This is a genomic window from Nitrosopumilus ureiphilus, from assembly GCF_013407185.1.
In the GTDB taxonomy this organism is placed as follows: domain Archaea; phylum Thermoproteota; class Nitrososphaeria; order Nitrososphaerales; family Nitrosopumilaceae; genus Nitrosopumilus; species Nitrosopumilus ureiphilus.
The window spans coordinates 48,031-72,088 of record NZ_CP026995.1; the positions used below are offsets into that span (position 1 = coordinate 48,031).

General features: G+C 31.9%; 25 protein-coding genes and 1 tRNA gene. 14 read left to right on the forward strand and 12 right to left on the reverse strand.

From position 1 onward, the window contains the following. Nucleotides 1-21: 21 nt before the first annotated feature. The gene (locus C5F50_RS00305; protein ID WP_179371756.1) at nt 22-672 is read left to right on the forward strand and encodes a Snf7 family protein; all 651 of its coding nucleotides are present in this window, start codon (nt 22-24) and stop codon (nt 670-672) included. A gap of 191 nt (nt 673-863) precedes the next feature. Here the strand turns inward: C5F50_RS00305 and glyS are convergent, their stop codons facing one another. Then, nucleotides 864-2,321: a glycine--tRNA ligase gene (gene glyS / locus C5F50_RS00310; protein ID WP_179371757.1), complete on the reverse strand. Its 1,458-nt coding sequence runs from the start codon at nt 2,319-2,321 to the stop codon at nt 864-866. 31 nt (nt 2,322-2,352) lie between these two features. Next, nucleotides 2,353-3,192, reverse strand: coding sequence for a deoxyribonuclease IV (locus tag C5F50_RS00315; RefSeq protein WP_179372846.1), 840 nt, complete (start codon nt 3,190-3,192; stop codon nt 2,353-2,355). 85 nt (nt 3,193-3,277) lie between these two features. On the opposite strand from C5F50_RS00315, the gene C5F50_RS00320 reads away from it, so the two are divergent. From C5F50_RS00320 to C5F50_RS00340, 5 genes are read left to right on the forward strand one after another with little or no spacing between them, the layout of a single operon-like run. Further along, entirely contained in the window at nt 3,278-4,303 is a 1,026-nt protein-coding gene (locus C5F50_RS00320; RefSeq protein ID WP_179371758.1) for a DNA primase, read from the forward strand. Continuing rightward, nucleotides 4,303-5,424, forward strand: a complete 1,122-nt coding sequence (locus tag C5F50_RS00325; RefSeq protein ID WP_179371759.1) for a DNA primase small subunit domain-containing protein — start codon at nt 4,303-4,305, stop codon at nt 5,422-5,424. The genes C5F50_RS00320 and C5F50_RS00325 overlap by 1 nt, the downstream gene beginning before the upstream one ends. 47 nt (nt 5,425-5,471) lie before the next feature. Beyond that, the gene (locus C5F50_RS00330) at nt 5,472-8,327 is read left to right on the forward strand and encodes a UPF0182 family protein (protein WP_179371760.1); all 2,856 of its coding nucleotides are present in this window, start codon (nt 5,472-5,474) and stop codon (nt 8,325-8,327) included. Further along, complete coding sequence (locus C5F50_RS00335) at nt 8,328-8,870, forward strand: type 1 glutamine amidotransferase (RefSeq protein ID WP_179371761.1); 543 nt, start codon at nt 8,328-8,330, stop codon at nt 8,868-8,870. It abuts the gene before it with no gap. A 34-nt stretch (nt 8,871-8,904) separates the two neighbouring features. Continuing rightward, the gene (locus C5F50_RS00340; protein ID WP_179371762.1) at nt 8,905-9,867 is read left to right on the forward strand and encodes a tetratricopeptide repeat protein; all 963 of its coding nucleotides are present in this window, start codon (nt 8,905-8,907) and stop codon (nt 9,865-9,867) included. On the opposite strand, the gene C5F50_RS00345 is transcribed toward C5F50_RS00340, so the two are convergent. After that, a tRNA-Gly gene (locus C5F50_RS00345) sits at nt 9,868-9,941 on the reverse strand. 52 nt (nt 9,942-9,993) lie between these two features. Here C5F50_RS00345 and C5F50_RS00350 point away from each other — a divergent pair. The 6 genes from C5F50_RS00350 to C5F50_RS00375 all read left to right on the forward strand — a co-directional run bounded on the left by C5F50_RS00350 (nt 9,994) and on the right by C5F50_RS00375 (nt 15,117). After that, nucleotides 9,994-10,167 carry a zinc-domain-containing protein gene (locus C5F50_RS00350; protein ID WP_179371763.1) on the forward strand — a complete coding sequence of 58 codons (174 nt, stop codon included), beginning with the start codon at nt 9,994-9,996 and terminating at the stop codon, nt 10,165-10,167. Between the two features lie 198 nt (nt 10,168-10,365). Continuing rightward, on the forward strand, nt 10,366-10,764 hold the full coding sequence (locus C5F50_RS00355) for a S6e family ribosomal protein (RefSeq protein WP_179371764.1): 399 nt from the start codon (nt 10,366-10,368) through the stop codon (nt 10,762-10,764). A gap of 31 nt (nt 10,765-10,795) precedes the next feature. Then, a complete protein-coding gene (locus C5F50_RS00360) occupies nt 10,796-12,058 on the forward strand; it encodes a translation initiation factor IF-2 subunit gamma (RefSeq protein ID WP_179371765.1) in 1,263 nt (420 codons plus the stop codon). Beyond that, nucleotides 12,051-12,419 (forward strand): type II toxin-antitoxin system VapC family toxin, encoded by a 369-nt coding sequence (locus tag C5F50_RS00365; protein WP_179371766.1) that lies wholly within the window; start codon nt 12,051-12,053, stop codon nt 12,417-12,419. Before C5F50_RS00360 ends, C5F50_RS00365 begins: the two co-directional genes overlap by 8 nt. 43 nt (nt 12,420-12,462) lie before the next feature. Continuing rightward, nucleotides 12,463-12,909 (forward strand): YbhB/YbcL family Raf kinase inhibitor-like protein, encoded by a 447-nt coding sequence (locus C5F50_RS00370; RefSeq protein ID WP_179372847.1) that lies wholly within the window; start codon nt 12,463-12,465, stop codon nt 12,907-12,909. Nucleotides 12,910-12,981: 72 nt separating this feature from the next. Continuing rightward, complete coding sequence (locus C5F50_RS00375; RefSeq protein WP_179371767.1) at nt 12,982-15,117, forward strand: STT3 domain-containing protein; 2,136 nt, start codon at nt 12,982-12,984, stop codon at nt 15,115-15,117. Between the two features lie 9 nt (nt 15,118-15,126). Here C5F50_RS00375 and C5F50_RS00380 read toward each other — a convergent pair whose 3' ends face one another. Genes C5F50_RS00380 through cobO form a run of 3 tightly spaced genes read right to left on the reverse strand, consistent with a single transcriptional unit; the run spans nt 15,127 to nt 16,655 of the window. Continuing rightward, nucleotides 15,127-15,282, reverse strand: coding sequence for an RNA-protein complex protein Nop10 (locus C5F50_RS00380; protein WP_179371768.1), 156 nt, complete (start codon nt 15,280-15,282; stop codon nt 15,127-15,129). A 1-nt stretch (nt 15,283) separates the two neighbouring features. Further along, entirely contained in the window at nt 15,284-16,081 is a 798-nt protein-coding gene (locus tag C5F50_RS00385) for a translation initiation factor IF-2 subunit alpha (RefSeq protein ID WP_179371769.1), read from the reverse strand. A 40-nt stretch (nt 16,082-16,121) separates the two neighbouring features. Next, on the reverse strand, nt 16,122-16,655 hold the full coding sequence (cobO, locus tag C5F50_RS00390; RefSeq protein ID WP_179371770.1) for a cob(I)yrinic acid a,c-diamide adenosyltransferase: 534 nt from the start codon (nt 16,653-16,655) through the stop codon (nt 16,122-16,124). Nucleotides 16,656-16,742: 87 nt separating this feature from the next. On the opposite strand from cobO, the gene C5F50_RS00395 reads away from it, so the two are divergent. Further along, nucleotides 16,743-18,098 carry a cobyrinic acid a,c-diamide synthase CobB gene (locus C5F50_RS00395; protein ID WP_179371771.1) on the forward strand — a complete coding sequence of 452 codons (1,356 nt, stop codon included), beginning with the start codon at nt 16,743-16,745 and terminating at the stop codon, nt 18,096-18,098. Here the strand turns inward: C5F50_RS00395 and C5F50_RS00400 are convergent. The 4 genes from C5F50_RS00400 to C5F50_RS00415 are packed head-to-tail and all read right to left on the reverse strand — an operon-like array spanning nt 18,083 to nt 21,653. After that, nucleotides 18,083-18,727, reverse strand: a complete 645-nt coding sequence (locus C5F50_RS00400; RefSeq protein ID WP_179371772.1) for a precorrin-8X methylmutase — start codon at nt 18,725-18,727, stop codon at nt 18,083-18,085. The two genes, C5F50_RS00395 and C5F50_RS00400, sit on opposite strands and share 16 nt — an antisense overlap. Continuing rightward, nucleotides 18,717-19,469 carry a sirohydrochlorin chelatase gene (locus C5F50_RS00405; RefSeq protein WP_179371773.1) on the reverse strand — a complete coding sequence of 251 codons (753 nt, stop codon included), beginning with the start codon at nt 19,467-19,469 and terminating at the stop codon, nt 18,717-18,719. The genes C5F50_RS00400 and C5F50_RS00405 overlap by 11 nt, the downstream gene beginning before the upstream one ends. Next, nucleotides 19,466-20,518, reverse strand: coding sequence for a cobalt-precorrin 5A hydrolase (locus tag C5F50_RS00410; protein ID WP_179371774.1), 1,053 nt, complete (start codon nt 20,516-20,518; stop codon nt 19,466-19,468). The genes C5F50_RS00405 and C5F50_RS00410 overlap by 4 nt, the downstream gene beginning before the upstream one ends. Before the next feature lie 31 nt (nt 20,519-20,549). After that, entirely contained in the window at nt 20,550-21,653 is a 1,104-nt protein-coding gene (locus C5F50_RS00415; RefSeq protein ID WP_179372848.1) for a cobalt-precorrin-5B (C(1))-methyltransferase, read from the reverse strand. Between the two features lie 79 nt (nt 21,654-21,732). Here C5F50_RS00415 and C5F50_RS00420 point away from each other — a divergent pair, with 79 nt between their 5' ends. Next, nucleotides 21,733-22,602, forward strand: a complete 870-nt coding sequence (locus C5F50_RS00420) for an SDR family oxidoreductase (RefSeq protein ID WP_179371775.1) — start codon at nt 21,733-21,735, stop codon at nt 22,600-22,602. Here C5F50_RS00420 and metK read toward each other — a convergent pair. Both metK and C5F50_RS00430 read right to left on the reverse strand, forming a co-directional pair. Continuing rightward, nucleotides 22,579-23,745, reverse strand: a complete 1,167-nt coding sequence (metK, locus tag C5F50_RS00425; RefSeq protein ID WP_179371776.1) for a methionine adenosyltransferase — start codon at nt 23,743-23,745, stop codon at nt 22,579-22,581. The two genes, C5F50_RS00420 and metK, sit on opposite strands and share 24 nt — an antisense overlap. A gap of 16 nt (nt 23,746-23,761) precedes the next feature. Continuing rightward, nucleotides 23,762-24,007 carry a U6 snRNA-associated Sm-like protein LSm6 gene (locus C5F50_RS00430; RefSeq protein WP_014964213.1) on the reverse strand — a complete coding sequence of 82 codons (246 nt, stop codon included), beginning with the start codon at nt 24,005-24,007 and terminating at the stop codon, nt 23,762-23,764. Between the last annotated feature and the right edge of the window lie 51 nt (nt 24,008-24,058).

Genomic DNA, 24,058 nt, shown 5'->3' on the forward strand with positions numbered 1-24,058 from the left:
TAAATTTCTAAACTTGCAATCATGCCAAACTTCGATAAGACTTGGGCTCGACAAGAGACTCAAAGCGTAACTGGCAAACTCCGTGAAGCAGTAAAGCCTCAAGGTGCATTAAAACCACGAATTCAAACTGCAGTAAACAAACTACAAGTCCAAATATCAAAAATGGACTCTATGTTAGGTAAACTGCACGAAAGAGATGCGCAACTCTTTCAAAGAGTCGTGACTGCAATGCAACAACATGATACTAGCACAAGTAGAGTTTTGTCTAACGAATTAGCTGAAATTCGTAAGGTTACAAAGATGCTCGGCAATGCAAGAATGTCATTAGAACAAGTACAACTAAGACTGACAACTATTCATGATCTTGGTGATGCTATGGTAGCAATTGGACCAGCAATGTCTACAATGAAGGGATTGAAGTCATCGCTTGGAAGATTTATGCCAGAAGCAGATTCAGAATTGAATAGTATGACTCAGACACTTAATGGACTGATGATGGACTCCCTGGCAGGAGATTCATTTAGTATGGAATCTGATGTTTCAAGTGAAGAAACAGAAAAGATTCTCCAAGAAGCATCTGCAGTAGCTGAGCAACAGATAGGAGACAAGTTCCCATCTGTACCATCTTCAACTGGACTTTCGTCACAATCCTCTACTTCCACCTTTGAGTAGATTGATTAGGACGAACGGTTCATTCTTTTTGTTTTAATTATATTAACATTCAATTCATTAACACGGACACCATGATGATGACGGAGAAGATGATTAGGACGGAAAGAGTATGATAAACATAATGACAAATATCATGACGATGATTGATATTAATTCAAAATAAATTTTAACAAATAAATTAATTTTTTAATTTATGGAAATGCAATTGATTCAGATATTATTGAATCAAGTTCCAATATCTTAACCCTGCTTTGTTCCATAGAATCTCTTTTTCTAATGGTTACACTTTCATCTTCTAGTGTTTGGTGATCAACAGTAACTGCAAATGGTGCCCCAATTTCATCTAGTCTTCTATAACGCCTACCAATAGCCCCTGAATGATCCAGAAATGCATCACATTTACGCTTTATTTGAAGGTAAATCTCATCAGTTTTCTCTTTTAACCCGTCCTTTTTGACTAGAGACAAAATCCCGACATGAACCGGAGCTAAATATGGCTTGAGAGATAATACAACTCTCTCATGTTCTTTGTCATCTTTGAGACTGTGCTCCAAAATAGTGTAAAGACTTCTATCTATTCCCATAGAAATCTCAAATACATGAGGTAAAACTTTTTCATCATTATCCATTACCTCAAATTTCTCTTTACTTTTTACAGCATGACTAGACAAATCATAATCTGATCTATAATTACATGCAACAAGTTCTAACCATCCAATAGTAGTTTCTACTTCAAAATCAAATGCAACTTCAGCATAAAATGCCTTTTCTTTATCGCCAAGTTTTCTGAATCTACTCTTTGTAATATCAATTCCAGTTTTCTCATAAAATTCAGTCAATATCCCCAAGTAATATGCAACAAACTTATTTGGAATTACTCCTGACTCTACTGCTTCTTTACATGTCATGGATACAGGATCTGCATCTGTTTGAACTCTAATTACTGTATTTTCAATTTCTGAAAAGTTTTCCACTTCCTCTAACTTTGATGGATTACAAAAAACTTCAATTTCTGCCTGATAAAATTCCCTTAGACGAAGCAAACTCTGTCTGGGTGCTATCTCATTTCTGAAACTCTTCCCAACCTGCGCAATTCCAAAGGGAAGTTTTCCTCGCATAGTCTTGAAAAGTCTAGGAAAATCTACAAAGATTGATTGACAAGTTTCTGGCCTAAGATATGCTTCATCATCTTGAGGACCAATTCCAACTCGAAACATCATGTTGAATTTTCTAGTCTTATCAAAGTCCCCTTTGCATTTTGGACACTTTATGTTATTTTGTAAAATTGCATTATCAAATTCATCCAAATCTGCACTTTCAGGAATTTCTATTTGTGCAATCTCTGCAATTGTTCTATCTGCTCTAAATGTAGAATCACACTTTGTACATTTGATTATTGGATCAGCAAAATTTCCAAGATGACCTGACGCTTCAAAAACTGATTTTGACATAATTTGAGAACCATCAATCTCAAGCATTCCATCTCGTCTGATTAATTCTCTTCTCCATAATTCTAGAAATTTATTTTTTAATCCAACACCAGATGGTCCATACTCCCAAAATCCAGCCTGTGCGTCTGCATAAACTTCACAACTAGGAAAATAAAACCCACGCTCAAGTGCCAATTTCATTACTTCTTCATAGTTCATGATACAATCCATTCATACATGAAATAAATTTCTACGCAAACTCCTTTGCCTTTCTAATATTTTCAAAGTCATCTCTTTCATCATCAATTGGTGTCTCTAAAATTATTGGAATTTTTTTCTTGTTTGCAAATTTTATAATGGCAGAAATTCCTTTCTCTCCAATTCCTCCTAATCCTAAATGATAATGTCTATCCAAATTACAACCAAGTTCACCTTTAGCATCATTTAAATGCAAAATTTTCAAATTCTCAATTCCAACATGTTTATCAAATTCAGAAAATGTTTCCTTTACATTTTCGTCTGTTCGTAAATCATATCCTGCAACAAATGCATGACAAGAATCAATACAAACACCAAATTTCTTTGCAGGCTTTAGTTGTTTGAAGATTTCACCGAGCTGCTTAAAATCAGAACCCACAGAATTTTTCTGACCTGCAGTATTCTCTAGTAAAATTACTACATCATTTTTTGTTTTTCCAGCTTTTGTCAATCCTTCAACTAATCGTTTAATTCCAGCTTCTTTTCCAGTACCTAAATGACTACCAAGGTGTGTTACAAGATAAGGAATACCTAACTGTGCACATCTCTCAACTTCATTAATTAAACTGTTAACTGACTTTTCAAATCCATCATCTTTTGGTGATGCAAGATTTGGTAGATATGGCATATGTGCACATGTTGCAAATCTATCAATTTTACTTGCCTTTAATTTTATTTTAAAATTTGCAATATCTTCCTTTGATAGTTCCTTTGCATGCCATCCTCTTGGATTTCTAGTAAATATCTGAAAAGCAGTACATTCTCTCTCAACTGCATTATCAACTGCTTTGTCAATCGATCCTGATATTGAGACATGACAACCGATCTGCATATTTGATAATTTTCTTAAAACATAATTTAAACCAGCATCAAATCCTAAAAACCAGATTTTTATGTAAATTAAGTGAATCATTATCATGATTGCATTAGGCCAAGATGAAATGGCAAAGTATCCATTTTTGGCAGATGCTGGACAATATCTCAAAGATAAAGGATTTTCACTAGAGCAGTTTGGAACTGATCCTGATCTAAAGCAACTAATCGATAAAGCATATGATAGAATTCTCGTGGCAGCAGATGGAAAAATCTACAAGTCTGATCTAATTGGAGATCATGTCTCAAAAGAGGCAGCACTCCCAAGAGAGGTTTTCTCATTTCTATTAGCAATTGTACTGCTAAAACTATGTGGGATGCATACTCTAATCAAAAGATTTGCACTAGCAGAAGCTCGACGTGCAGAAAAATATCTTGAACGAGATCTATCAAATATTTCAGACGAGTCAAAAAAAGAATTGGCAATTAGAGTAATTGATGATCTCTTTTCAGTTCAGGTTGAAAAACAAGATGATTATTTTGTAATTCCAGTATCAGATTATCTAAAACATTCAATAAATTTTCATGAAAGAGAATGGAAATTAATCAATAGGCATGTGGAAAATGGACTAGTATTTTTAACTCCACATGAAACAGTTAGATTGATAAGAAAAGAATTAGGAACATACATCAATTCCAAAATTATCAATGCAAAAACTCCTGCAATGATTCCAGGTTTTGAGGATTCAGTTAACAAACTTGCATTACTATCTAAAAAATTTGCAACTTTTACTGTAACGACTGGAGAATATCCACCATGCATTAAGCATGCAATTAATGTACTTGAGAAAGGTGAAAACCTACCGCATTCAGGACGATTCATGCTAGCCACTTTTCTTCTTTCAAAAGGTCAAACAGTTGACCAAATTGCACCGCTATTCAAAAATGCTCCTGACTATAATCAGCGTGTGACACTGTATCAACTAAATCATCTAGCAGGAACTTCTGGAAGTGGAACTCAATACTCTTGTCCTTCATGTGAGAAACTAAAAACACAAAGTCTCTGTTTTGCAACATCTGACTGCGATAATATCATTAACCCATTACAATTTGGAAAGAAGAGAAAATAATGCAAGAAGCTGATATAAAATTTCTAGAAGATTCGTTTAAAAAATACTATTTTGAGCATTTTGATCTCATTCATGTACCTGAAAGAACATCCGAGAGAGAATTTGGTTACCAAAAATTCAATTCAGGAATGACTCGTCATATCCAAATCAAAGATGACAAAGAACTACATCTGTTATTTATGCAAAATGTTCCCTCTGATGTTTATTGTTCAAATGCATACTATTCATTTCCAAATTTACCAATGAATGAAAAAGATTGGAAGGAGGCAGATCTAATCTTTGATATTGATGCAAAAGATCTCAATTTATCGTGTAGGGATAATCATACAGTATCAATATGCAATGAATGCAATGAGATCTCAAAGAATTCAAAACAATGTAGAAAATGCAATTCTACAAAATTAGAAAAAAAATCATTACCATGCAAAAATTGTATTGATACATCAAAAGTTGAGGTATCTAAATTATCTGAAATTCTAGTTGATGATTTTGCAATAAATAAAGAAAATATTCAAGTTTATTTTTCAGGAAACGAAGGATTTCATGTTTATGTGTATACATCTCAATTCCAAAAAATTGGTTCTAGAGAAAGATCAGAACTATCTGATTACATTATGCTACGTGGAGCAATTCCTGAAACTTTTGGAATGAAGAAATTCAAACCAGACCGCTCATCTTTTCCTGATTTTGATGATAAAGGATGGAAAGGAAGATTCTCAAAACATGTGTTTGGAACAAAATCAAAGCGCTCAAAAATTATTTCAGAAATACTTGAAAATGGTTATTCTTCTTTCCAAAAAACACTCGATAATGTATCTGAAAACATTGGAGTAAAAATTGATCCGAATGTAACCATGGATATTCACAGAATCTTTAGATTGCCAGGATCTATTAACAGCAAAAGTGGTCTTACAAAAATTCTTTGTAAAGATATATCAAAATTTGATCCATACATAGATGCATCTTTTCTAAGTGATGAAACTGTAGAAGTTTTAGCAAATTTTCCAATAGAATTCAAACTGAAAAATAAAAAATTTGGGCCATACAACAATGAAAAAATAACAATTCCAATCTTTGCAGCAGTCTATATGATTTGTAAAAAATTGGCACGAATTGCTTAATTTTGCTGGTAAGACATTAATTTACCAAATCATAAGAAAATTTGATTTTGTATAGCGCCTCTACTGATAAGCAAGCTCCCCCTCCTGATGCTGGAAAATTCATCAGATTAGGCATTGTAGTCATTATTGGCATAGTAATTTTTGCCATGGTTGGAAATCAGGCAGTAATTTTATCAATGAATTTTACCGAATTTGGTGATCAATTCAGTAAACCTCTCTATTACACACTTGTCTCTACAATAATTCTATCTGCAATTGCACTTGTTCGTGTAAATATTTCTGCAAGATCTTCGATTTTCTGGTATGCCATTAGAACAGCAATTGGATTTATTGGAAGTGGAGGGCAGCAATCAATCTCAAATAATATTTCACATTTTAAAGAATACAACCTATCACCTATACAATTTGTAATTTGGCAAATTACCAAAATTTTACTTTTTGGCGCATTCTTTGCAAATATCATGTTTGGATTTGCATCTGTATCATTTATCGATGGTAATTATTTGGGTGTTGAAAATCTACCAAAACTATTTTCTTTACCATTTGTAACTCCTGAAAATAATCCAAATTTTGCAGCTGAAAATGTTGTTCCAATGATTCCAGCATTAGTAATTCTGATTCCTCCATTACTTGCAGCAATTGGATTGCGTCTAGTTTTGTATGTTGGAATTCATCGAATAATCGATGTAATTACCTCATTTTTACATGATTCTAATGATGGCAAGCCAAGATATCTAAACTATGTTTCAACAATTGAAGGGATAATAGGAATTGGAATAATTTGGGCAGGATTTAATCTCTTCTTTACTGACCAAATTGATTATAATACAAGATATGTGATTGGTGGAACACTTCTCATAGGTTTTGCACTAATTGCATTCTCAGTAGTTGATAGAATTAGAGCACGTGTTCTGACTCATATGTTTAAAAGAGATGTTTACATTAGAATTCTAAGTATAATTGCAATTGCAATTATTGTTGCAGGTGTAGTTTCTGTTAACAACAGTATAGCTGATGCAAAAAAGATTGAATTTTTGGGTCCATATACAGCTCAACAGATTGGAGTAAATCGATATCTTGGTGAATTAAATAATGTACAAGAAAATATTCATGATGTTCGACTAACATCTGTTTCTGCAAATAATATCAAAAATTATGTAAATCAACATAGTGATGTACTTGATGTCATTCGAGTCTGGGATTGGGAAGCAGCTTTTGCTAAATTAAAGCCCGAGATTGGTCTTATTCCATATGTAGACTTTGAAGACAATGATATTCTCCGCTTTAACAATACTCTTTATTGGACTGCTTCAATGAAACCAATTTTACCAACTTCCGTTAGCCTTGAAAATAGATGGTATAACGAACATCTTGTTTATACGCACGTTCCAAATGGATTCTTAACACTTGAAGCAACAGATGGTCAAATTGTTGATAGTGGTGAATTTTTCAAACAAAGAGAGATTTACTATGGTGAAGGTGGATTATTTGAGCAAACTTGGTCTGGTTATCCAAATTCAAGAGGGTCTGCTAGTGCAGAATTAGGGGGAGTGTCTTATTCAGGAATAGGTGGATTGGATGTTTCACCACCACTAAGTTGGATATTTGAGCCAAACTTTTTACTCTCATTTCCAGCAGAGTCAGTTCACATCATGAGATACAAAGATGTACATGATAGAATGGAAACATTATACCCCTACTTCCTTTATGATTTATTTGGAAAAGAACTAGATTCACTTCCTGTTACTGATGGTACAAACTCTTACTGGCTAATTCCATTAATTATTGGATTTGATACTTTTGATGTTCCATGGTCTGTTGGAAATCCATACTTACGTTTAGTAGGTTATGCGCTAGTAGATACTTACAATGGTGATATCCAATTACTAAAGACTGGAGATGATTTCTTTTCAGAGATGTTTGCCAGTCAGTATTCTGAACAATTCAAACCAATGCCAGAATGGCTAGAAGAACAAATCCGATATCCGGTCGAATTATTTAATTGGAAGACCGAGATGTATAACATTTATCACGTAACCAATGTTGAGACATTTATTCAGGCCAATGAATTTTATGAGATCCCACGTGGTCTTGATACATATTATGTTGAAGCCAAACCGCCAGGCTTTGCACAAACTGAATTTTTAGGATTACTTTCATTGGAATTAAGAGGTTCTCAAGGAAGAAACCTTGCAGGATATATGGTAGTTGAAAATGATCTAACAAATCTAGGAAACTTGCAATTCTATGAAGTTCCATTAAACTCTACAACCAAATTAATTGGTCCTACTGCAGTTAGAGAAGCACTAGACAGAGACCCAGAGTTTGCTCAACTAAAGACACTTTTAAGAAATCCAAGAATTGGTGATAATATTTTGTATCGTGTAGGTGATCATGATATTTACTTTATTCCGGTGTATACTGCAGGAGCTGGTGGTGTAGTTGCACAACTAGGTACCATTGCTGCAGTAGGTGCTGCATTTAATGGGGAATACTTTGTTGGATTGGGTGAAACCCAAGAAAAAGCATTTGAAGCATACTTGAAGAAAGTTTCTGGAGTTGCACCAACTGTCACAACTGCAGATGACAATTATGTTGAATTAGTTAGAAGTGATAGAATTAGTATAATAAAATCAGTATTTGAAGAAAATAACATTACTGTATCTGAACCAACATCAATTCAGATCCCATTATCATTTAATGAAGGTGAACTATTCTTCTTTACTGAAGGTGATCGTAAAAACACTGAAGAGTTTCTCAATGAATTCATTGATGACTTTGTAAAACCACGCAGTGATAGAGTCTTCATGTGGCAAGAAGAAAACAATCTCAATATTGGAACAATATTTGTCAAAGATGGAATTTCTGAGATACATTATGTCTCAATTGAGGTAGGCAACTAATTGCTCTTAGTTGTTGATAATGGGTCTATCTTTACAAAAAATTTAAGTGATTTTTTAACTAAAAAAAATCTTTTATTTGAAAAACAAACTCCTCAACTTCTTAACCTGGACTTGCTTTCTAATTATGATTCTTTTATTTTATCTGGAAGAAGAAAAAATGAAAAAAAGATTAACGAAATAAATTCTAAAATTATTAATCATTCAATAAAAAATAATGTCAAATTACTTGGAATTTGTTATGGTGCGGAAATCTTAGCTCTTACCTTAGGTGGTACAATTAGAAAGATTCCATTACCTCAAAAAGGAAATGAAACAATCAAAATATTCAAAGATAATCCAATCTGTGGTGGATCTCTGCAAGTTTTTGAAAGTCATGGATTTGAAATATCTTGCTTACCTCCCGTTTTAGTTCCTCTTGCAGAATCAAATAATTGTAAATATGAAATTATTCAATATGATAAAAAGTCAATTTTTGGAACCCAATTTCATCCGGAGATGACTGAGGATGGTAATGATTTAATTGAAAAATTCTGTAAACTCTGATTGATTTTAATAACTCTCAAAATTTCTTTAATTTATGGAACAAGATGAACATGAATTACTTTTACCTCTTGTTGAAGAAGAAAATATTTGTCTTCCATTACCCATCAACGTTGTATCAAAATATTGGAACATTGAATTACCAATGTCAGAAGCTATAGAGACTGCAAAAAAATATTCGGGATTTAGTGGTAGTATACTTATTGAAGGAATAGAATCAGCAGAAAGACATGGTCTAGCATGTAAGCTAGTAAATTCATCTTTATCAGAATTGAAAAAAATTATTGATTCTGGAATACCGCCAATTGTTATTCTTCCAGGGATTCCAGAAATCACTCAACATGCATCTATCATTACTGGTTATGATGATAAAGAAAAAACAATTCTCCATTATGTTCAGAAAGGTAATCAAGAAGGGGAACAACAGGAAGGAGCAATACCTGAAGATATTTTTGATAAAGAATGGACTGAAGAGGGAAGATTATTGATACTGTTAGCTCCATCTGATGTTTTGTCTTCTTTAAAACTTGAAAATGATTATACTGACAAATCTAATCGATTATGTCTTATATCTGAGCGACAAAATATTCTCAAAAACTCTTCTGATGCACTTGAATCATTAAAACAAGCCTTAGAAATTCATCCAGATAATTCTACTGCTTTACATCAATTGGGTTCTATAATGAATGAACAAAATTCTCCTGAATGTGTAAATTTGTATGGAAAATGTTTAGACATCAATAAAAGATCATATTTGACTTATAACGGCTTAGGAAATTTTTATCTTAAAACAAATCAATTTGAAAAAGCAGAAAAATATTACTCAAAGGCTATTGAAATTAATCCAAAAAGATCTGCTAAAATTTACAAAAACAGAGCGTATCTAAGAGAAAAACAAAACAAAAATTCTGAAGCAAAAGATGATCTTAAAAATTATTTAAAATATTATCCAAAAGCTCCTGATAGAGGTATTATTGAGCAAGCAATAAGAGAGCTATAATGCGGAGTGCGGGATTTGAACCCGCGGCCTTCAGCTTGGGAAGCTGACGTCATACCAGACTAAACTAACTCCGCTTAGAAGAGATTGATTAACTATGATTAAATATCTTAATTAGAAAACTAATACATGGATGCAAGATGTCCTGAATGTGAAAAAGTTGCCATCTTAGATGATGATATTACCAATGTAAAATGCCCTCATTGTAACTTTGAAGCAGACTACGATTCATATCTTGAAATCATGAAAGATCAGGCAATCAATATGGCAACAGACTATATTCCAGATCGATCAGGAATGTAATTACCAATAACTTCCTTTATCAGAACAATCTAAGTGTGCCCCACAATTGGGACAAAACATGTGACATGCTTGCATATCGACCATAATTTTATCACACCTTGGACATCTAATGTCTTCCCCCATTACCTATCTTAGTGAATCTTGATTTAAAAATAATGTCCAAAGGTTAATTAGTCGTTCAACTTTTTTTTGGAATAATTGACAAACTTCAAACTTACAATTTCAGATATTAAAGGAAAGTCAGTTTCAAAGGAACTCAAAGATAGTGATGCTAATCCTTTGTTAGGTTTACAACTTGGAAATGAAACAGATGCCTCAATTGTTGGACTATCTGGAAAATTAAAACTTACTGGAGGAAGTGACAAATCTGGAGTTCCTATGAGAAATGATGTTCACGGTTCTGCAAGAAAAAAAGTTCTTCTTTCTAAAGGAGTAGGTCTACAAGATGCAGAGACTGGACAAAGAAAGAGAAAACTAATGCGTGGAAATACAGTATCTGAAGAAATCTATCAAGTAAATTGTAAATTTGATGGAGAATTACCAGTTGAAGCACCTGCTGAAGATGCAGCAGAAAAAACTGAAGATAAAAAAGAATAACTTAACATATACCGATTCTACATTTTGAGTCATGCATTGGAGAGAGACACTTCCTGATTGGTATATCAAAAAATATGGTTATCAACCATGTGTAAACATTGGGACTGCAGGTCATGTAGATCATGGAAAAACTACTCTAATTCAAGCATTAACTGGTTCTTGGACAAGTGTTCATAGTCAAGAATTAAAACGAGGAATTACAATTCGTGTAGGTTATTCTGATGCTGCATTTTACAAATGTAAAAGTTGTGAGGAACCTCTAGGATATTCCACAACTCCAAAATGTAATAATTGTGGAAAAGAAAGTGAATTATCTAGAGTTGTAAGTTTTGTGGATAGTCCTGGACACGAAAGTCTGATGGCAAATATGCTTTCAGGTTCTGCTTTAATGGATGGTGCTTTGTTATTAGTTGCTGCAAATGAAAAAGTTCCAAAACCCCAAACCAAAGAACATCTTTTGGCTCTTCAAACACTTGGCATACAACAAATTGTTGTGGTTCAAAACAAAGTTGATTTACTTCCCTACAAAGAAGTTTTGGCAAACTATCAAGATATTACAAAATTTGTTAAAGGAACTTTTGCTGCAAAATCACCAATAATTCCAATTTCTGCTCAATCTGGATTAAATATAGATGCGCTAATTGGTTCTATAGAATCTACAATTAAAACTCCAGAAAGAGATGAAAAGAAGGATACTGTAATGCATGTTTTACGTTCGTTTGATGTAAACAAACCTGGTATAAAATTAAAAGATATCAAAGGAGGTGTAATTGGCGGCAGTCTAACCCAAGGCGTTTTTAAAATTGGAGATGAAATTGAGATTAAACCTGGCATCATAAATGAGAAAAAAAAGTCATACGAACCCTTACTAACAGAAATTACATCATTAGGTACTGCTGCAGGAATTGTTGAATCTGTCAAACCTGGTGGGCTAGTTGCCATAGGAACAAAATTAGATCCTTCTATGACTAGGAGTGATTCATTTATTGGTTCAGTAATTGGAAAACCCGATACTCTTCCTGACAATTCTACAGAATTAAAACTTGAAGTAAATCTGTTTGATGTTGCAGTAGGAATTACTGAGGATACCAAAGTACAGCCAATTCAATCAGGAGAACTACTTAGACTCAATATTGGAACTGCTCCTATATTAGGTAAGGTTACTAAAATAAAATCAAAAAATGTTGAGATCGAACTCAGAAGGCCTGCTTGCATCTTTGAAGGTGGTAATGTAGCAATAAGTAGAAGAATTGATGAAAGATGGAGACTAATTGGTGCCGGAATAATTGGTTGAAGTAATCTGTGATACTAATTTTTTAATCCATTTGGCAACTAAACGAATCAAAAATATTGATAACCTTGATGTTGAGATAGGATCCATTTCTTTTGTTGTACCAGAAGTGGTAATAACAGAGTTAAAAAAATTACAAAAAATATCTGAAAAAAAACAAGATATCATGAGAACTATAAACTTTATAAAAAATCTGAAAATAATTCCAATTTGTGGAAATTTTGCTGATAAAGAATTATTGGATTTTGTAAAGGATAATCACTCTTTTATTGGAACCATGGATAAAGAATTAAAAAAACAGATCAAACAAGCTGGAAGTTCTATAATCTCATTATCAAATGACAAAATTGTCTTGGAATCTTAGAAAAATTTAACTTTAAGACTTTTTTTAAATAATATTGATTGGTATGATTTTGAAGAGTACATCTTTTGAAAATGGAGGAACAATTCCAAGAAAATATGGGTACAAAAATGAAAATTTCAGTCCACCTTTAATAATTAGCCAAGTTCCAGCAGAAACAAAATCATTGGTATTGATCATGGATGATCCAGATGCAATAAAAGCAGTTGGAAAAGTATGGACACATTGGGTTTTGTGGAATATTCCTCCAAATATACAACAAATAGCAGAAAACTCTATTCCTATAAATTCAATTGAGGGAAAAACAGATTTTGATGAAATTGGCTATGGCGGACCAGCACCACCAGATAAAGAACATCTCTATATTTTCAAACTTTATGCATTGGATATAGATCTAAATTTAGATCAAAATTCAACAAAAGCAGATGTTGAAGAATCTATGAAGAATCATATTATTTCTGAAGCAAAACTTGAAGGAAAATATGCTCCATAATTGCACTTATTTAATGCAAGAAAAATCAATTTTTTAAAAAGAATAATAAACATAGAATAATGATCAAAAACATTGAATTCTAATTCTAGTATATTGCATATTGGAAAATTTGATCTAAAACTTAATCATCTTTTAATCATAGGAATTCTCTCATTATCTTTCTCAATTTCCTTTTTGATTAGATCACAACCTGCAGGATTTGGATGGGAACTAAATGAGTTTGATCCTTTTTTCAACTATAGAGCAACACAATATATGGTCGATAATGGATTCGATTCATATTTTCAATGGAATGATGAACTAAGTTGGTATCCTCATGGTCGTGATGTATCTCAAACTTCTCAAGTAATGTTGCATCTTACAGCAGCTACCACTTATTGGATTTTTGGTGCTGGTGGAAATCTTTATGATTTTACCATTTTGTTTCCAGTAGTTTTTGGATCTCTAACAACTATTCTTGTTTTTGCTCTAGTTAGAACCATTGGAGGAACAACTTCTGGATTATTCGCATCTTTACTTTTTTCTATCTCATTACCAATTATTATTCGTGGTCAAATTGGTTGGTTTAAATCTGAACCACTTGGTTTGTTTTTTAGCATATTAGCAATCTATCTTTTTTTAAGCGGAATAAATTCAAAAAATCATAAAATTGCAATTCCTAAGATGATTTTTTCTGGAATTTTTATTATATTTGGTCTATCTGCTTGGGGCGGAGATCAATTTTTCATTGTACCTCTAGGCATTTTTTTCTTAACACTACCTTTCTTACGAACAGATCATAAATTTTTGATTTGGATCATTCCCATATTTACAATATCTACTATTCTTACATCCCTAGCATTTGAAAGATTAGGAACAAATTTCATAGCTGGATTAGGAGGATTATCCTTAATCATAACTACTATTTTTTTGGTATCATGCATTCTTATTCAATATAAGAGTAGTGAACAATCTAAAAATAGAAATGGATTAATTTTTCTTGCAGCAATTCTCATAATTGGTTTTAGTACTATTTTAATAAATACTGATTCATCATTTCTTCCACTACCTAGTCACAGATACCTAAATGCAATTAATCCATTTTTGACAACTACTGACCCACTTGTAGATTCTGTTTCTGAACATGCAACAACTACAATTGGACAATCTTTTCTTTTTCATTCAATATTGATGATATTTGCAGGACTTGGAATATGGTTAATATTAAAAAATTCTAAAAAATATTATTTTATTAAAAATGAAATGATTTCTTTTGCATTAATTATTGGTTTAATTGGAGTTTATATTAGTTCAGCATTTGTAAGATTAGAAGTATTTGCATCATTGTCAATAATCATACTTTCTTCTTTAGGATTGGCCATATTATTAAAAGAATTATTCTCAAACAAAATAGAAATTAAAAAAATTAGAAATCTTGCAATAAAATCCTCTTTTGTAATTGGAATAGTATTACTGCTAACTATTCCATTATTTTATCCTGTTAGTGGAAATGTTTTCTCAGCATCTAACAATCCTCCCACCATTATGAATGGTGGAAGTCCCTATAGAATCAGCACTACTGATTGGATTGATACTATGGATTGGATTAAAAATAATACACCTAAGGATTCAGTTATAGCTGCTTGGTGGGATTATGGATATTGGATTCAAACTAAAGCAGAACGAGCCTCTCTTGCAGATAATTCTACTTTGGCTGATCAAATAATTAAAGGAATAGCAAAAATTTTTCTAAGTTCTCCAGATGAAGGAAGAGAAATGCTACTTGAAATGCAAGCAGACTATATTCTTGTTTTTGTTGCTGGTCAAAGATTAAATATTGATAATGGTGATCAATCCATTTTTACATTACAAGGAGGTGGTGATGAATCAAAGAAAATATGGTTTATGAGAATAGCTAATGAACCATTAGACAAATATCTTTATTCTGATGGGCTTAGTGGAACTAACTATTTCTGGAATGAGACATTACTGGGTCAAATGATTCCTTTCACTCCTTTAGCATATGTTGATTTAAACGCTAATCAGCAATCTCAAACATATCAACCTGGATTTACTGGCATATATACACAAGATATTAAATTTCCAAAAGATGGTGATGGCCCTTTACGATTAGTTTACTCTTCGCCAAGTTTTGATGTTGACAAAGGAGGATACGTAATTGGAGTGTTTGTTTATGAGATCAATAAAGACTACATACCATTAAATTAAATTAAATTCCTAATTGTATCTTTCAGCGAGTCGATATCTCATGTATTTATCATCTGGTGAAAATTTTGCTGGATGTGCAGATATTGTTTCTTCATTACATTTTGGACATTTATCTTTTAAAGTATATTGATTACATTTGATACATTTTCTTAATTGAAACTTCATTTTAATTTTCTCTTGTTTTCTTAGACTCTTCTCTAGTAAATTTGAATGAACCTTTTTTCTTTTCTATATTGGTTTGAATTTCTTCAATAATTGGCTTTAATGATTTTTCTGCAGTTTTAAAATTCTCTGAAGTTATTGACAATCTATACTTTGGTGCTCCCAAATAAGTAATATCTATAGTAGGATCTTTTTTGATAACACCCAATAACACTTTTTTAATAATTTCAACTCCATCTGATTTATTACTTGTAATCTCCATAATTCCTCTAATTTCAACTGATGGAAGTTTAATTTTGGAACAAATCTCTCCAATGACAGTTGCAGTTTTTTTTGCAAGTTTAAGTTCTTTAACAGATTCTATACCATTTCTCCCAATCTCTATGAACGCATCATATACAGAATCAAATTTTGCATAAATACTATCTTCTAATTCTTCAATTTCTTCATCTGAAAGTTTTGCTTTTTCCTGAACATTTTGCAATAATGTTTTACCCTTTTCAAATTTTTTAACTTCTTTTAGCTTTTGTTTTTTCTGATCTTTTGACACTTGTTTTAATGATAGATCAATATCGCCACGTTTGGAATTTACTTTTTTTACTAATAGTACTTTTTTCTCTCCATCTTTGACAAATCTACTTACTGATCTTATCCAACCTGGAGCAATCTCTGAAATATGTAAAAATCCTTGAATATCATCATATTCATCTAGTGTCACATATGCTCCATGATCCATTACCTTAGTTACAGTAGCGAGTACAATTTCTCCCTGCTCGGGCATCTCTTGGATTTCAGTAGACATTTCTTCTAAAACTCTTCAATGCGTAAATTAATGTTGCTGGCTAGAAATCAATACCTTTCTTAGCCTTAATACCATTCTGAAATGGATGTTTTATCTCTCTCATTTCTGTAACCAGATCAGCTAGTTTAATCACCTCATCTTTAGCATAATTCCCTGTTAATACCAAGTCTACTTCTAACGGTTTTGATTTGATTAAATTTAAAACATCATTGACAGATATTAATTCAAGATTTACTGCATAATTAATCTCATCTAAAATTATAATGTCATAATTGCCTGATTGGATTTTCTCATTGCTAATTCTAATTGCCTCTTTGGCAATCTCTTTGTGATCTTCTTTTGGACTTTTATCATCTATTATCCCAACAAATCCTTTACCAACTGCAACTATTTCAAATTCAGGTTCAAGTCTCTTTGATGAATCCATTTCGCCATAATGCCATGAACCTTTGATGAATTGAATCATACAAATCTTCTTTCCGTATCCAACTGCCCTTAATGCAATTCCTAATGCTGCAGTAGTTTTACCTTTACCTTTTCCTGTATAAACAATGGTTAATCCATTTTCTTTCATAAATGATGTTCAAGTAATCTTACTAAAAACATTGAGTAATCATCAAAAGATATCAATTTAAATAAAAAATGATTCTAGTCATGCAAATTGAGAATTCCTAGAATTGTTATAGCAGGTGCAACAAGTGGAGTTGGAAAAACATCTATCACATGTTCTATAATTCATGCTTTACAAAAACAAGGCTATTCTGTTCAACCTTTTAAAGTTGGCCCTGATTATATCGACCCTAGCTATCTTTCAAGTATTTCAAAAAAAGAGACATACAACTTGGATGTTTGGTTGATGGGTAAAAATCAAATGTTGGCTAGTTTTGTTTCAAATTCAAAATCTGACGTATCTGTTATAGAAGGGGTTATGGGTTACTATGATGGATTTGGAGGGGATACAGATTATGCAAGTACTCATCATGTAGCCTCCATTACAAAATCTCCAGTTCTTTTGGTTTTAGATGCAAGCAAGACTGCACGCTCTATTGCTGCTACTGCACTAGGATTCATGAAATTTCATAAAAATTCCTATATTGCAGGAATTATTCTAAATAAAATAGGTAGCAAAAAGCATGAGCTTTTGTGTAAAAGTGCATTAGAAAAAACTAACATTCCAATTGTAGGTATTATTCCAAAAAATCCCGAATTAAATTTGGAATCACGTCATCTTGGATTGATTTCAACATTGGATCACTCGTCTCTAAAAACTAAAATTGAGAAAATTTCAAAAATAATTTCAAAATCTGTAGATATTAAACAAATTATTAAAATTTCAAAAAATACAATGTCATTAAAAAAAAAATCAAAACCAATACATAAAATAGCAAAAACTACCATTGCAGTAGCACTTGACACTTCATTTAATTTTTATTATCAAGATAACCTTGAAGCGTTACGACGTGAAGGAGCAAATCTCAAATTTTTCAGTCCAGTAAAAGATAAAAAACTTCCAAAATGTGATGGACTCTACATCGGTGGTGGTTTTCCTGAAATTTTAGGTAGTTTATTAGAAAAAAATCACATAATGAAAAAAACAATTAAAAAATTATCTGAAAACAATCTTCCAATTTATGCAGAATGTGGTGGGTTAATGTACCTGACAAAATCTATTATATCTGACAATCAAAGACACAAAATGGTTGGTCTCTTTGATGCTGAAACTCAAATGACAAAGAAAATGAGACTTAACTATACAAAAGGAAAGATTACACACAAAAATATCATTTCAGAGAATCTACATAATTTTCAAGGTCATGAATTTCATTACTCTCAATTAGATTCAGTTTCCACTGATTCTAAATTTGCTTATGATTTAGAAATTGGTGAAGGTATAAAGAAACATCAAGATGGAATGATTGAATACAACACTCTTGCATCATATGGTCATCTCTACTTTGATAGCTCAAACTATGCCCAAATTTTTGTTAAAAATTGCTTAAACTATTCAAGACGATGATCTGCCCTAATTAGCTTGAATATTGCATTTATTACGGCAGAAGCTGAAGAACTTCCACCTTTTCTACCAATATTTGTAATAAATGGTACTTCCTCTAGATTTGATAATGCTTCTTTTGATTCGGCAGCACAGATGAATCCTACTGGAATTCCAATGATCAGCGCAGGCTTTACAATGCCTTCTCTAACCATCTGAATTACTTCCAGTAATGCAGTAGGTGCATTTCCAATTGCCACAATTCCTCCTTCAATATCTGCTATTGCAGCCCTCATTGATACCTGAGAGCGAGTTTTTCCTTCTTTTTTTGCCAATTCCATAATTTCAGGACTTGAGATATTACAAATTATTTTATTTCCAAAATCTTTAGGATTTTGTTTATTTAATCCACCTATCACTCCATTTACATCCACTATTATGCTACAACCATTTCTCAAAGCATTCATGCCACTTTGAATTGCATCTTTATGAAAAATTATTCTATTTTTATCTGCAAAATCAAAATCTGCTGTTGAATGAATTATTCTTCTGACAATTGGCCATTCTTTTTCGTTATACGGATGTGACCCAATTTCATCCTCAATCATCTGCATACTTGCATCTTCAATTGATTGGCCTTTCCTAGTTTGCATTTTCTACTTCCTTTGCTCTTTCCAATATCAAATCTATCATTTTTTGATCAGTTCCTAAATGTTTTGTAATGTAAGTTTTTTCTAAATTGGAATTTTCTAATGCAGGTATCAAATCATTGTTGATATCTGTTTTTACATGTGCTCCTTCATGAAGAAAATAAAAAACTATTATCAAAACTTTAGGATCATCTTTCTCACATTTTTTTATTCCTTCAAAAATATCTGGTTGTTCTATTTCTAACCAGCATCTACTAACATTTCTATACGAATCTTTTAATTCATTTACAATGTAATTTAATGATATTTGTGCATTAGGATCTTTACTACCATGTCCAATTATCATGACATCTACATCATTTTTTGATAGTTCTACATTGTTTTCTTTTAATGTTGTAGATATTCTATTTTCTACCACATTAACTAAAGTTTTATGCATGCTCATTGGCTTTGTAACGACAAATTTTATTTTGGTATCTTTTTGGAACTTCATTACATCTGTTACTGCATTTTTAACTTTTTTACCAGGATACAAAAAGTAAGGAACTATAGTTAATGAATCAATATCTTCTTTGAGACATTTAGAAATTCCATCTTCGATATATGGTGGTTCAACCTCTAGAAAACAAAAATCAGTAAAAACATAGTCTCCTTTTGCTTTGATACCCTGACAAATTACTTCTAATTCTTCAGATGCCTCTCTTTCTCTACTCCCTCTGTCAATTAGTAATAATCCTCTTTTCAATTCAGAATCCTCGCTATGGCTATAGTCAAATTAGGTGGGAATTTCTGCTTTTCTACAATTAATTCTCCTCCAGAAACCTTAATTGCAGCAGCTTCCGATACACTTGCAGTTCCTTCAAATGCTTTTACAGTATCTGAAGGATTTGGTGCAGAAATATCGGCTAATTCTTCCCTGTTTACGTATTCAACTGGAATTTTCATTTCTTCTCCAATTTCTATCAATCCTTGTACATCTTGTGGTTTTTTAATTGACACTAATTTTGCAATAGATTTTGAACTAAGATTGAATTTATCTAAACAACTCTCAATTCCTTCTCTGATTGTTTCCTTTGTAGTATCCCAATGCAATCCAATACCAATCACTAAACTTGGAGGACGATAAACTACGGACTCTTTAGATAATTCTTTATCAATAATTCTATCAGAAATTATTAGATATGCTTTAGAGTTTGATTGTTTCAAATCCTCTGGATTTTTATAAATTAAAACATTTTTTGGTAATTCCTTGTACCAACTTTTGTTACCTGCTTCTTGAAATACTCCGATAGGTTCCTCGTTAACCATATGTGCACTAATCTTTGTTACATTTGTGTCATCTTCAATTTTCCAACCAAATTCTCTTCCAACAAGATCTACTGCTATGGTTTTGTTAACATCTGCAGCAGTTGTAATAACTGGTAAAGCTTGCAATTTTTCTGCAATTTCTTGAGTTAATTCATTTGCTCTTCCTATATGCCCTGATAAGACACTAATTACAAAATTTGTTTTATCATCAATTACAATTACAGCTGGATCTGTTTTTTTATCCTTCAGATGTGGCGCTATTAGTCTAATTACTGCACCTAATGAAAAAAGGCAGATGAGCGCATTACTATTTTTAAAAAGTTCCACAATTTTCTCTGATGTGGGCTCAGAATACCAAACTATTTCATTTCCCTCATTTGAGAATTTTGAGGGTGCAAAGATACTCCAGTCAGGAAATATTTTTTTGAGATTTTCTCCAATTTTTACCCCGTTTTTAGTAATTGCAAGAACTGAAGTTTTATCCATAATCAAAACTTTCCAATTTTAATAAAATACCTTACTCTTTTGATACTCTGGCTAGAATATTTCCATCAAAATCAAACAATATCACATCAATTGGAACTTTTTGATCTGAATGATTTCTCATATGTTTGTATGTTTGACTACAAATTAATTCAAAAAATCCTTTTACATTATTTTCCAAAATTATTTCAGAAACATGTCTTGCAGTATTTGCTTTTTTAATACTTTGAATTACATTTTCTCTGGCATTTGCTTTTTTTGCTAATTCTGCTAAGAAACTCATATCTACTTTAGAACCTTTAACATGAGTTTGTTTAACTCCTGCTGCCATTTTTGCAAGTTTCCCAATAAATCCTACAACATATGCTTTTTTGATATTTTTTTTAGCACATTGTTGAATTGTATAACCTGAAAAATCTCCCATTTGCACAAAACAATGTTCAGGTAAATCAACTATTTTTTTTGCAAAATCTTCACTTCTTCCTCCAGTTGTAAGAACTACTGTATCATTTCCCATTGCAATTGCTACATCCAGATTTTGTCTTATTGATGCTGCATAAGATGCCGTAGAAAATGGAATTACTATTCCACTAGTTCCTAAAATAGAAATTCCATTTACAATCCCTAATCTTGGATTATCTGTTTTTGGACCTAATTCTCTTCCTTTAGGAACAGAAATTACAACTTTAATTCCTTTTTCTAAAAGAATTTTTTTGCCTACTTCTCTTAAATTTTCAATAATCATTTTTTTTGGAACTGGATTAATTGCAGGTTTGTTTATCTCCAATCCTAAGCCAGGTTTTGTAACAACGCCAACTCCTTCACCTCCGTCTATTTCGATTTGATTTATTTTATCTGTAAATGATAATTCAACAATTATTTCTGCACCATGTGTTACGTCAGGATCATCTCCACCATCTTTAATTACAGAGCACTTTGCTTTATCAGATCCAAATTCACAAGAATATACTGAAATTTTAATAAGAGATCGTTTTGGCAACAAAATCTCTACATTTTCTATTTTTTCTTGATCCAAAATTGATAATAATGCGGCTTTTGCTGCTGCAGTTGCAGAACTTCCTGTAGTATAACCAGTCTTTAATTTTCTTTTTTCTTCTTCCACATTTATTGTATTTATTTTACTGTATTAACTCTTATTTGATATTTTTTTAATTTTCTCTAAATAGATTTAAAATTAAAACTTACTTGAGATAATTGTGAATAAATGTAGAAAAATAGTTGTTACTGGTGCAAGTGGATTTATTTCAACAAATCTTAGAAAGTATTTGTCTGAACAAAATATTGAGTTAATTTCAATATCGCGAAAAAACTTTAAACAATTCAAAAATGAGTCTAAAATTGTTTCAAAAAATTATGATGAAAAAAATCTTCTCAAAAAAATTAAAGACTCTTATGCCCTAATTCATCTTGTTGGGATTGGGAAACAGTCTGTTGATATTGATTATGGCCTAGTAAATACACAATTCACAAATCATATAGTAAATTTAAGTAAAAAAGCAAAAATCAAAAAAATTATTTATTTAAGTGGTTTAGGAGTTTCAGCAACAACTTCTTTAGGGTATTTTATTTCTAAATACCACTCAGAAAAAATAATAATTAATTCTGGAATTAATTATACTATTTTCAGGCCATCATATATTGTTGGAAAAGATGACTTGCTTACAAAACATCTTCATAAACAAATCAAGAATGGATTAATTAAAATTCCCGGCTCTGGAAATTATATGATTCAGCCAATTCACGTTAATGATGTTGTAAAAATTATTTTTAAATCAATTACTGAAGTAAAATTTAAGAATAAAATTTTTGATCTTGTGGGTTCTGATAATGTTACTTTTGAGGAATATGTTAAATTGTTTTCCAAGGGAACTAACACCATAATTAAAAAAATTAATTTAGAAGATTCTTACTATGATGCAATTACTAATCCAAAATCTGATTTTGGCGTTGATGATCTCAATATTCTAATTGGTAATTTCAAAGGTAACCATAACAAACTAAAAAAATTCACTGGTATGAAATTTGAATCTGTAGTGAAATTATTAGAGTCTGGCAGATTGCTTTAATGTTTCAGCCTTGTCTGTTTTTTCCCAAGTAAATTCAGGCTCATTTCTTCCAAAATGACCATATGATGCAGTTTTTTTGTAAATTGGTCTTTTCAAATCTAATTGAGAAATAATACCTGCTGGCCTCATATCAAAATTCTTTCGAACCAATTCTTCGATCTCATTTTCTGGAATTTTGTTTGTTCCAAATGTATTAACATAAAGTGATACTGGTTCTGCAACTCCTATTGCGTATGCAAGTTGTACTTCACATCTATCTGCTAGTTCTGCTGCAACAAGATTCTTGGCAATGTATCTACACATGTAACATGCTGATCTATCAACTTTGGAAGGATCCTTTCCTGAAAAAGCCCCTCCTCCATGTCTTCCAAATCCTCCATAAGTATCAACAATAATTTTTCTTCCAGTTAAACCTGCATCACCATGTGGACCACCAATTACAAATTTTCCAGTTGGGTTGATGTGAATTTTAATTTCATTATTCCAAAGATTTCCTAAAACCGGTTTGATTACTTTATCTATTATTTCCTTGGAAATTTCTTCCTGAGATATTTCTGGGGCATGCTGTGTTGAAATTACAACAGTTTCAATTTTTGTTGGTCTGTTGTTTTCATATCTGATGGAAACTTGGGTTTTTCCATCAGGTCTTGCCCAAGGCAGAACATGATTTTTTCTAACCTCAGCTAATTTCTGTGCAAGTTTTTGTGAAAGTAAAATTGGCATTGGCATAAGCTCTGCAGTTTCATTTGTTGCATAGCCAAACATTAATCCCTGATCTCCAGCACCTTGTTCTTTTTCTTCAGTTGCTGTGACACCTTGACTAATATCTGGGCTTTGAGAATGAAGACGTAATGTTATTTCACAAGTTTCTGTATCAAACATCAAATCTTTATTGTCATATCCAATATCTCTAATTGTTTTTCTAACTAATTCTTCTTGAGCTTTTTTATCAAAATTTGCTTTAGATGTTACCTCTCCTGCAACTGCTACAAAATCTGTGGTTACCATTGTTTCAACTGCTACTCTTGAATCTGGATCTTGTTTTAGAAATTCATCTAAGAATGAATCTGAAATATTATCACATATTTTATCTGGATGCCCCTCTGTTACTGATTCAGATGTAAATAGAAAACTGTTAGTCATAAAATCGCCCTATTAACTAGAGTTCATTTTCTAGTTTGATAAATAATACATTATTGCCTCTTACGATTACTCTTCCATAGTTTGCAATTGTTTTACCATCATGAAGCTCTTCAGCATCAGTCATAATCAAATTCATGTATGAATCAACATTGTCCATTTTTCCTTTATACTCTACTTCGTTTTTCAGTCTTACTGTAACTTTCTTCTTTGTACTTTTCTGAAGAGTTGTTAGAGGTCTTTTTGCACTATTTGATTGGGACACTAATTGTTCACTTGTTTTCAAACTTTTTTCTCTAGAATAAAAGCCTTACCT

Coding starts and splice junctions, on each gene's coding strand:
- C5F50_RS00410 (WP_179371774.1), bottom strand. CDS start 20,518: ATGGATAAAACTTCAGTTCTTGCAATTACTAAAAACGGGGTAAAAATT.
- C5F50_RS00320 (WP_179371758.1), top strand. CDS start 3,278: ATGATTGCATTAGGCCAAGATGAAATGGCAAAGTATCCATTTTTGGCA.
- C5F50_RS00385 (WP_179371769.1), bottom strand. CDS start 16,081: ATGTCTACTGAAATCCAAGAGATGCCCGAGCAGGGAGAAATTGTACTC.
- C5F50_RS00360 (WP_179371765.1), top strand. CDS start 10,796: ATGCATTGGAGAGAGACACTTCCTGATTGGTATATCAAAAAATATGGT.
- C5F50_RS00315 (WP_179372846.1), bottom strand. CDS start 3,192: ATGCAGATCGGTTGTCATGTCTCAATATCAGGATCGATTGACAAAGCA.
- C5F50_RS00370 (WP_179372847.1), top strand. CDS start 12,463: ATGATTTTGAAGAGTACATCTTTTGAAAATGGAGGAACAATTCCAAGA.
- C5F50_RS00350 (WP_179371763.1), top strand. CDS start 9,994: ATGGATGCAAGATGTCCTGAATGTGAAAAAGTTGCCATCTTAGATGAT.
- C5F50_RS00305 (WP_179371756.1), top strand. CDS start 22: ATGCCAAACTTCGATAAGACTTGGGCTCGACAAGAGACTCAAAGCGTA.
- glyS (WP_179371757.1), bottom strand. CDS start 2,321: ATGAACTATGAAGAAGTAATGAAATTGGCACTTGAGCGTGGGTTTTAT.
- C5F50_RS00325 (WP_179371759.1), top strand. CDS start 4,303: ATGCAAGAAGCTGATATAAAATTTCTAGAAGATTCGTTTAAAAAATAC.
- cobO (WP_179371770.1), bottom strand. CDS start 16,655: ATGAAAGAAAATGGATTAACCATTGTTTATACAGGAAAAGGTAAAGGT.
- C5F50_RS00400 (WP_179371772.1), bottom strand. CDS start 18,727: ATGCAAACTAGGAAAGGCCAATCAATTGAAGATGCAAGTATGCAGATG.
- C5F50_RS00380 (WP_179371768.1), bottom strand. CDS start 15,282: ATGAAGTTTCAATTAAGAAAATGTATCAAATGTAATCAATATACTTTA.
- C5F50_RS00340 (WP_179371762.1), top strand. CDS start 8,905: ATGGAACAAGATGAACATGAATTACTTTTACCTCTTGTTGAAGAAGAA.
- metK (WP_179371776.1), bottom strand. CDS start 23,745: ATGACTAACAGTTTTCTATTTACATCTGAATCAGTAACAGAGGGGCAT.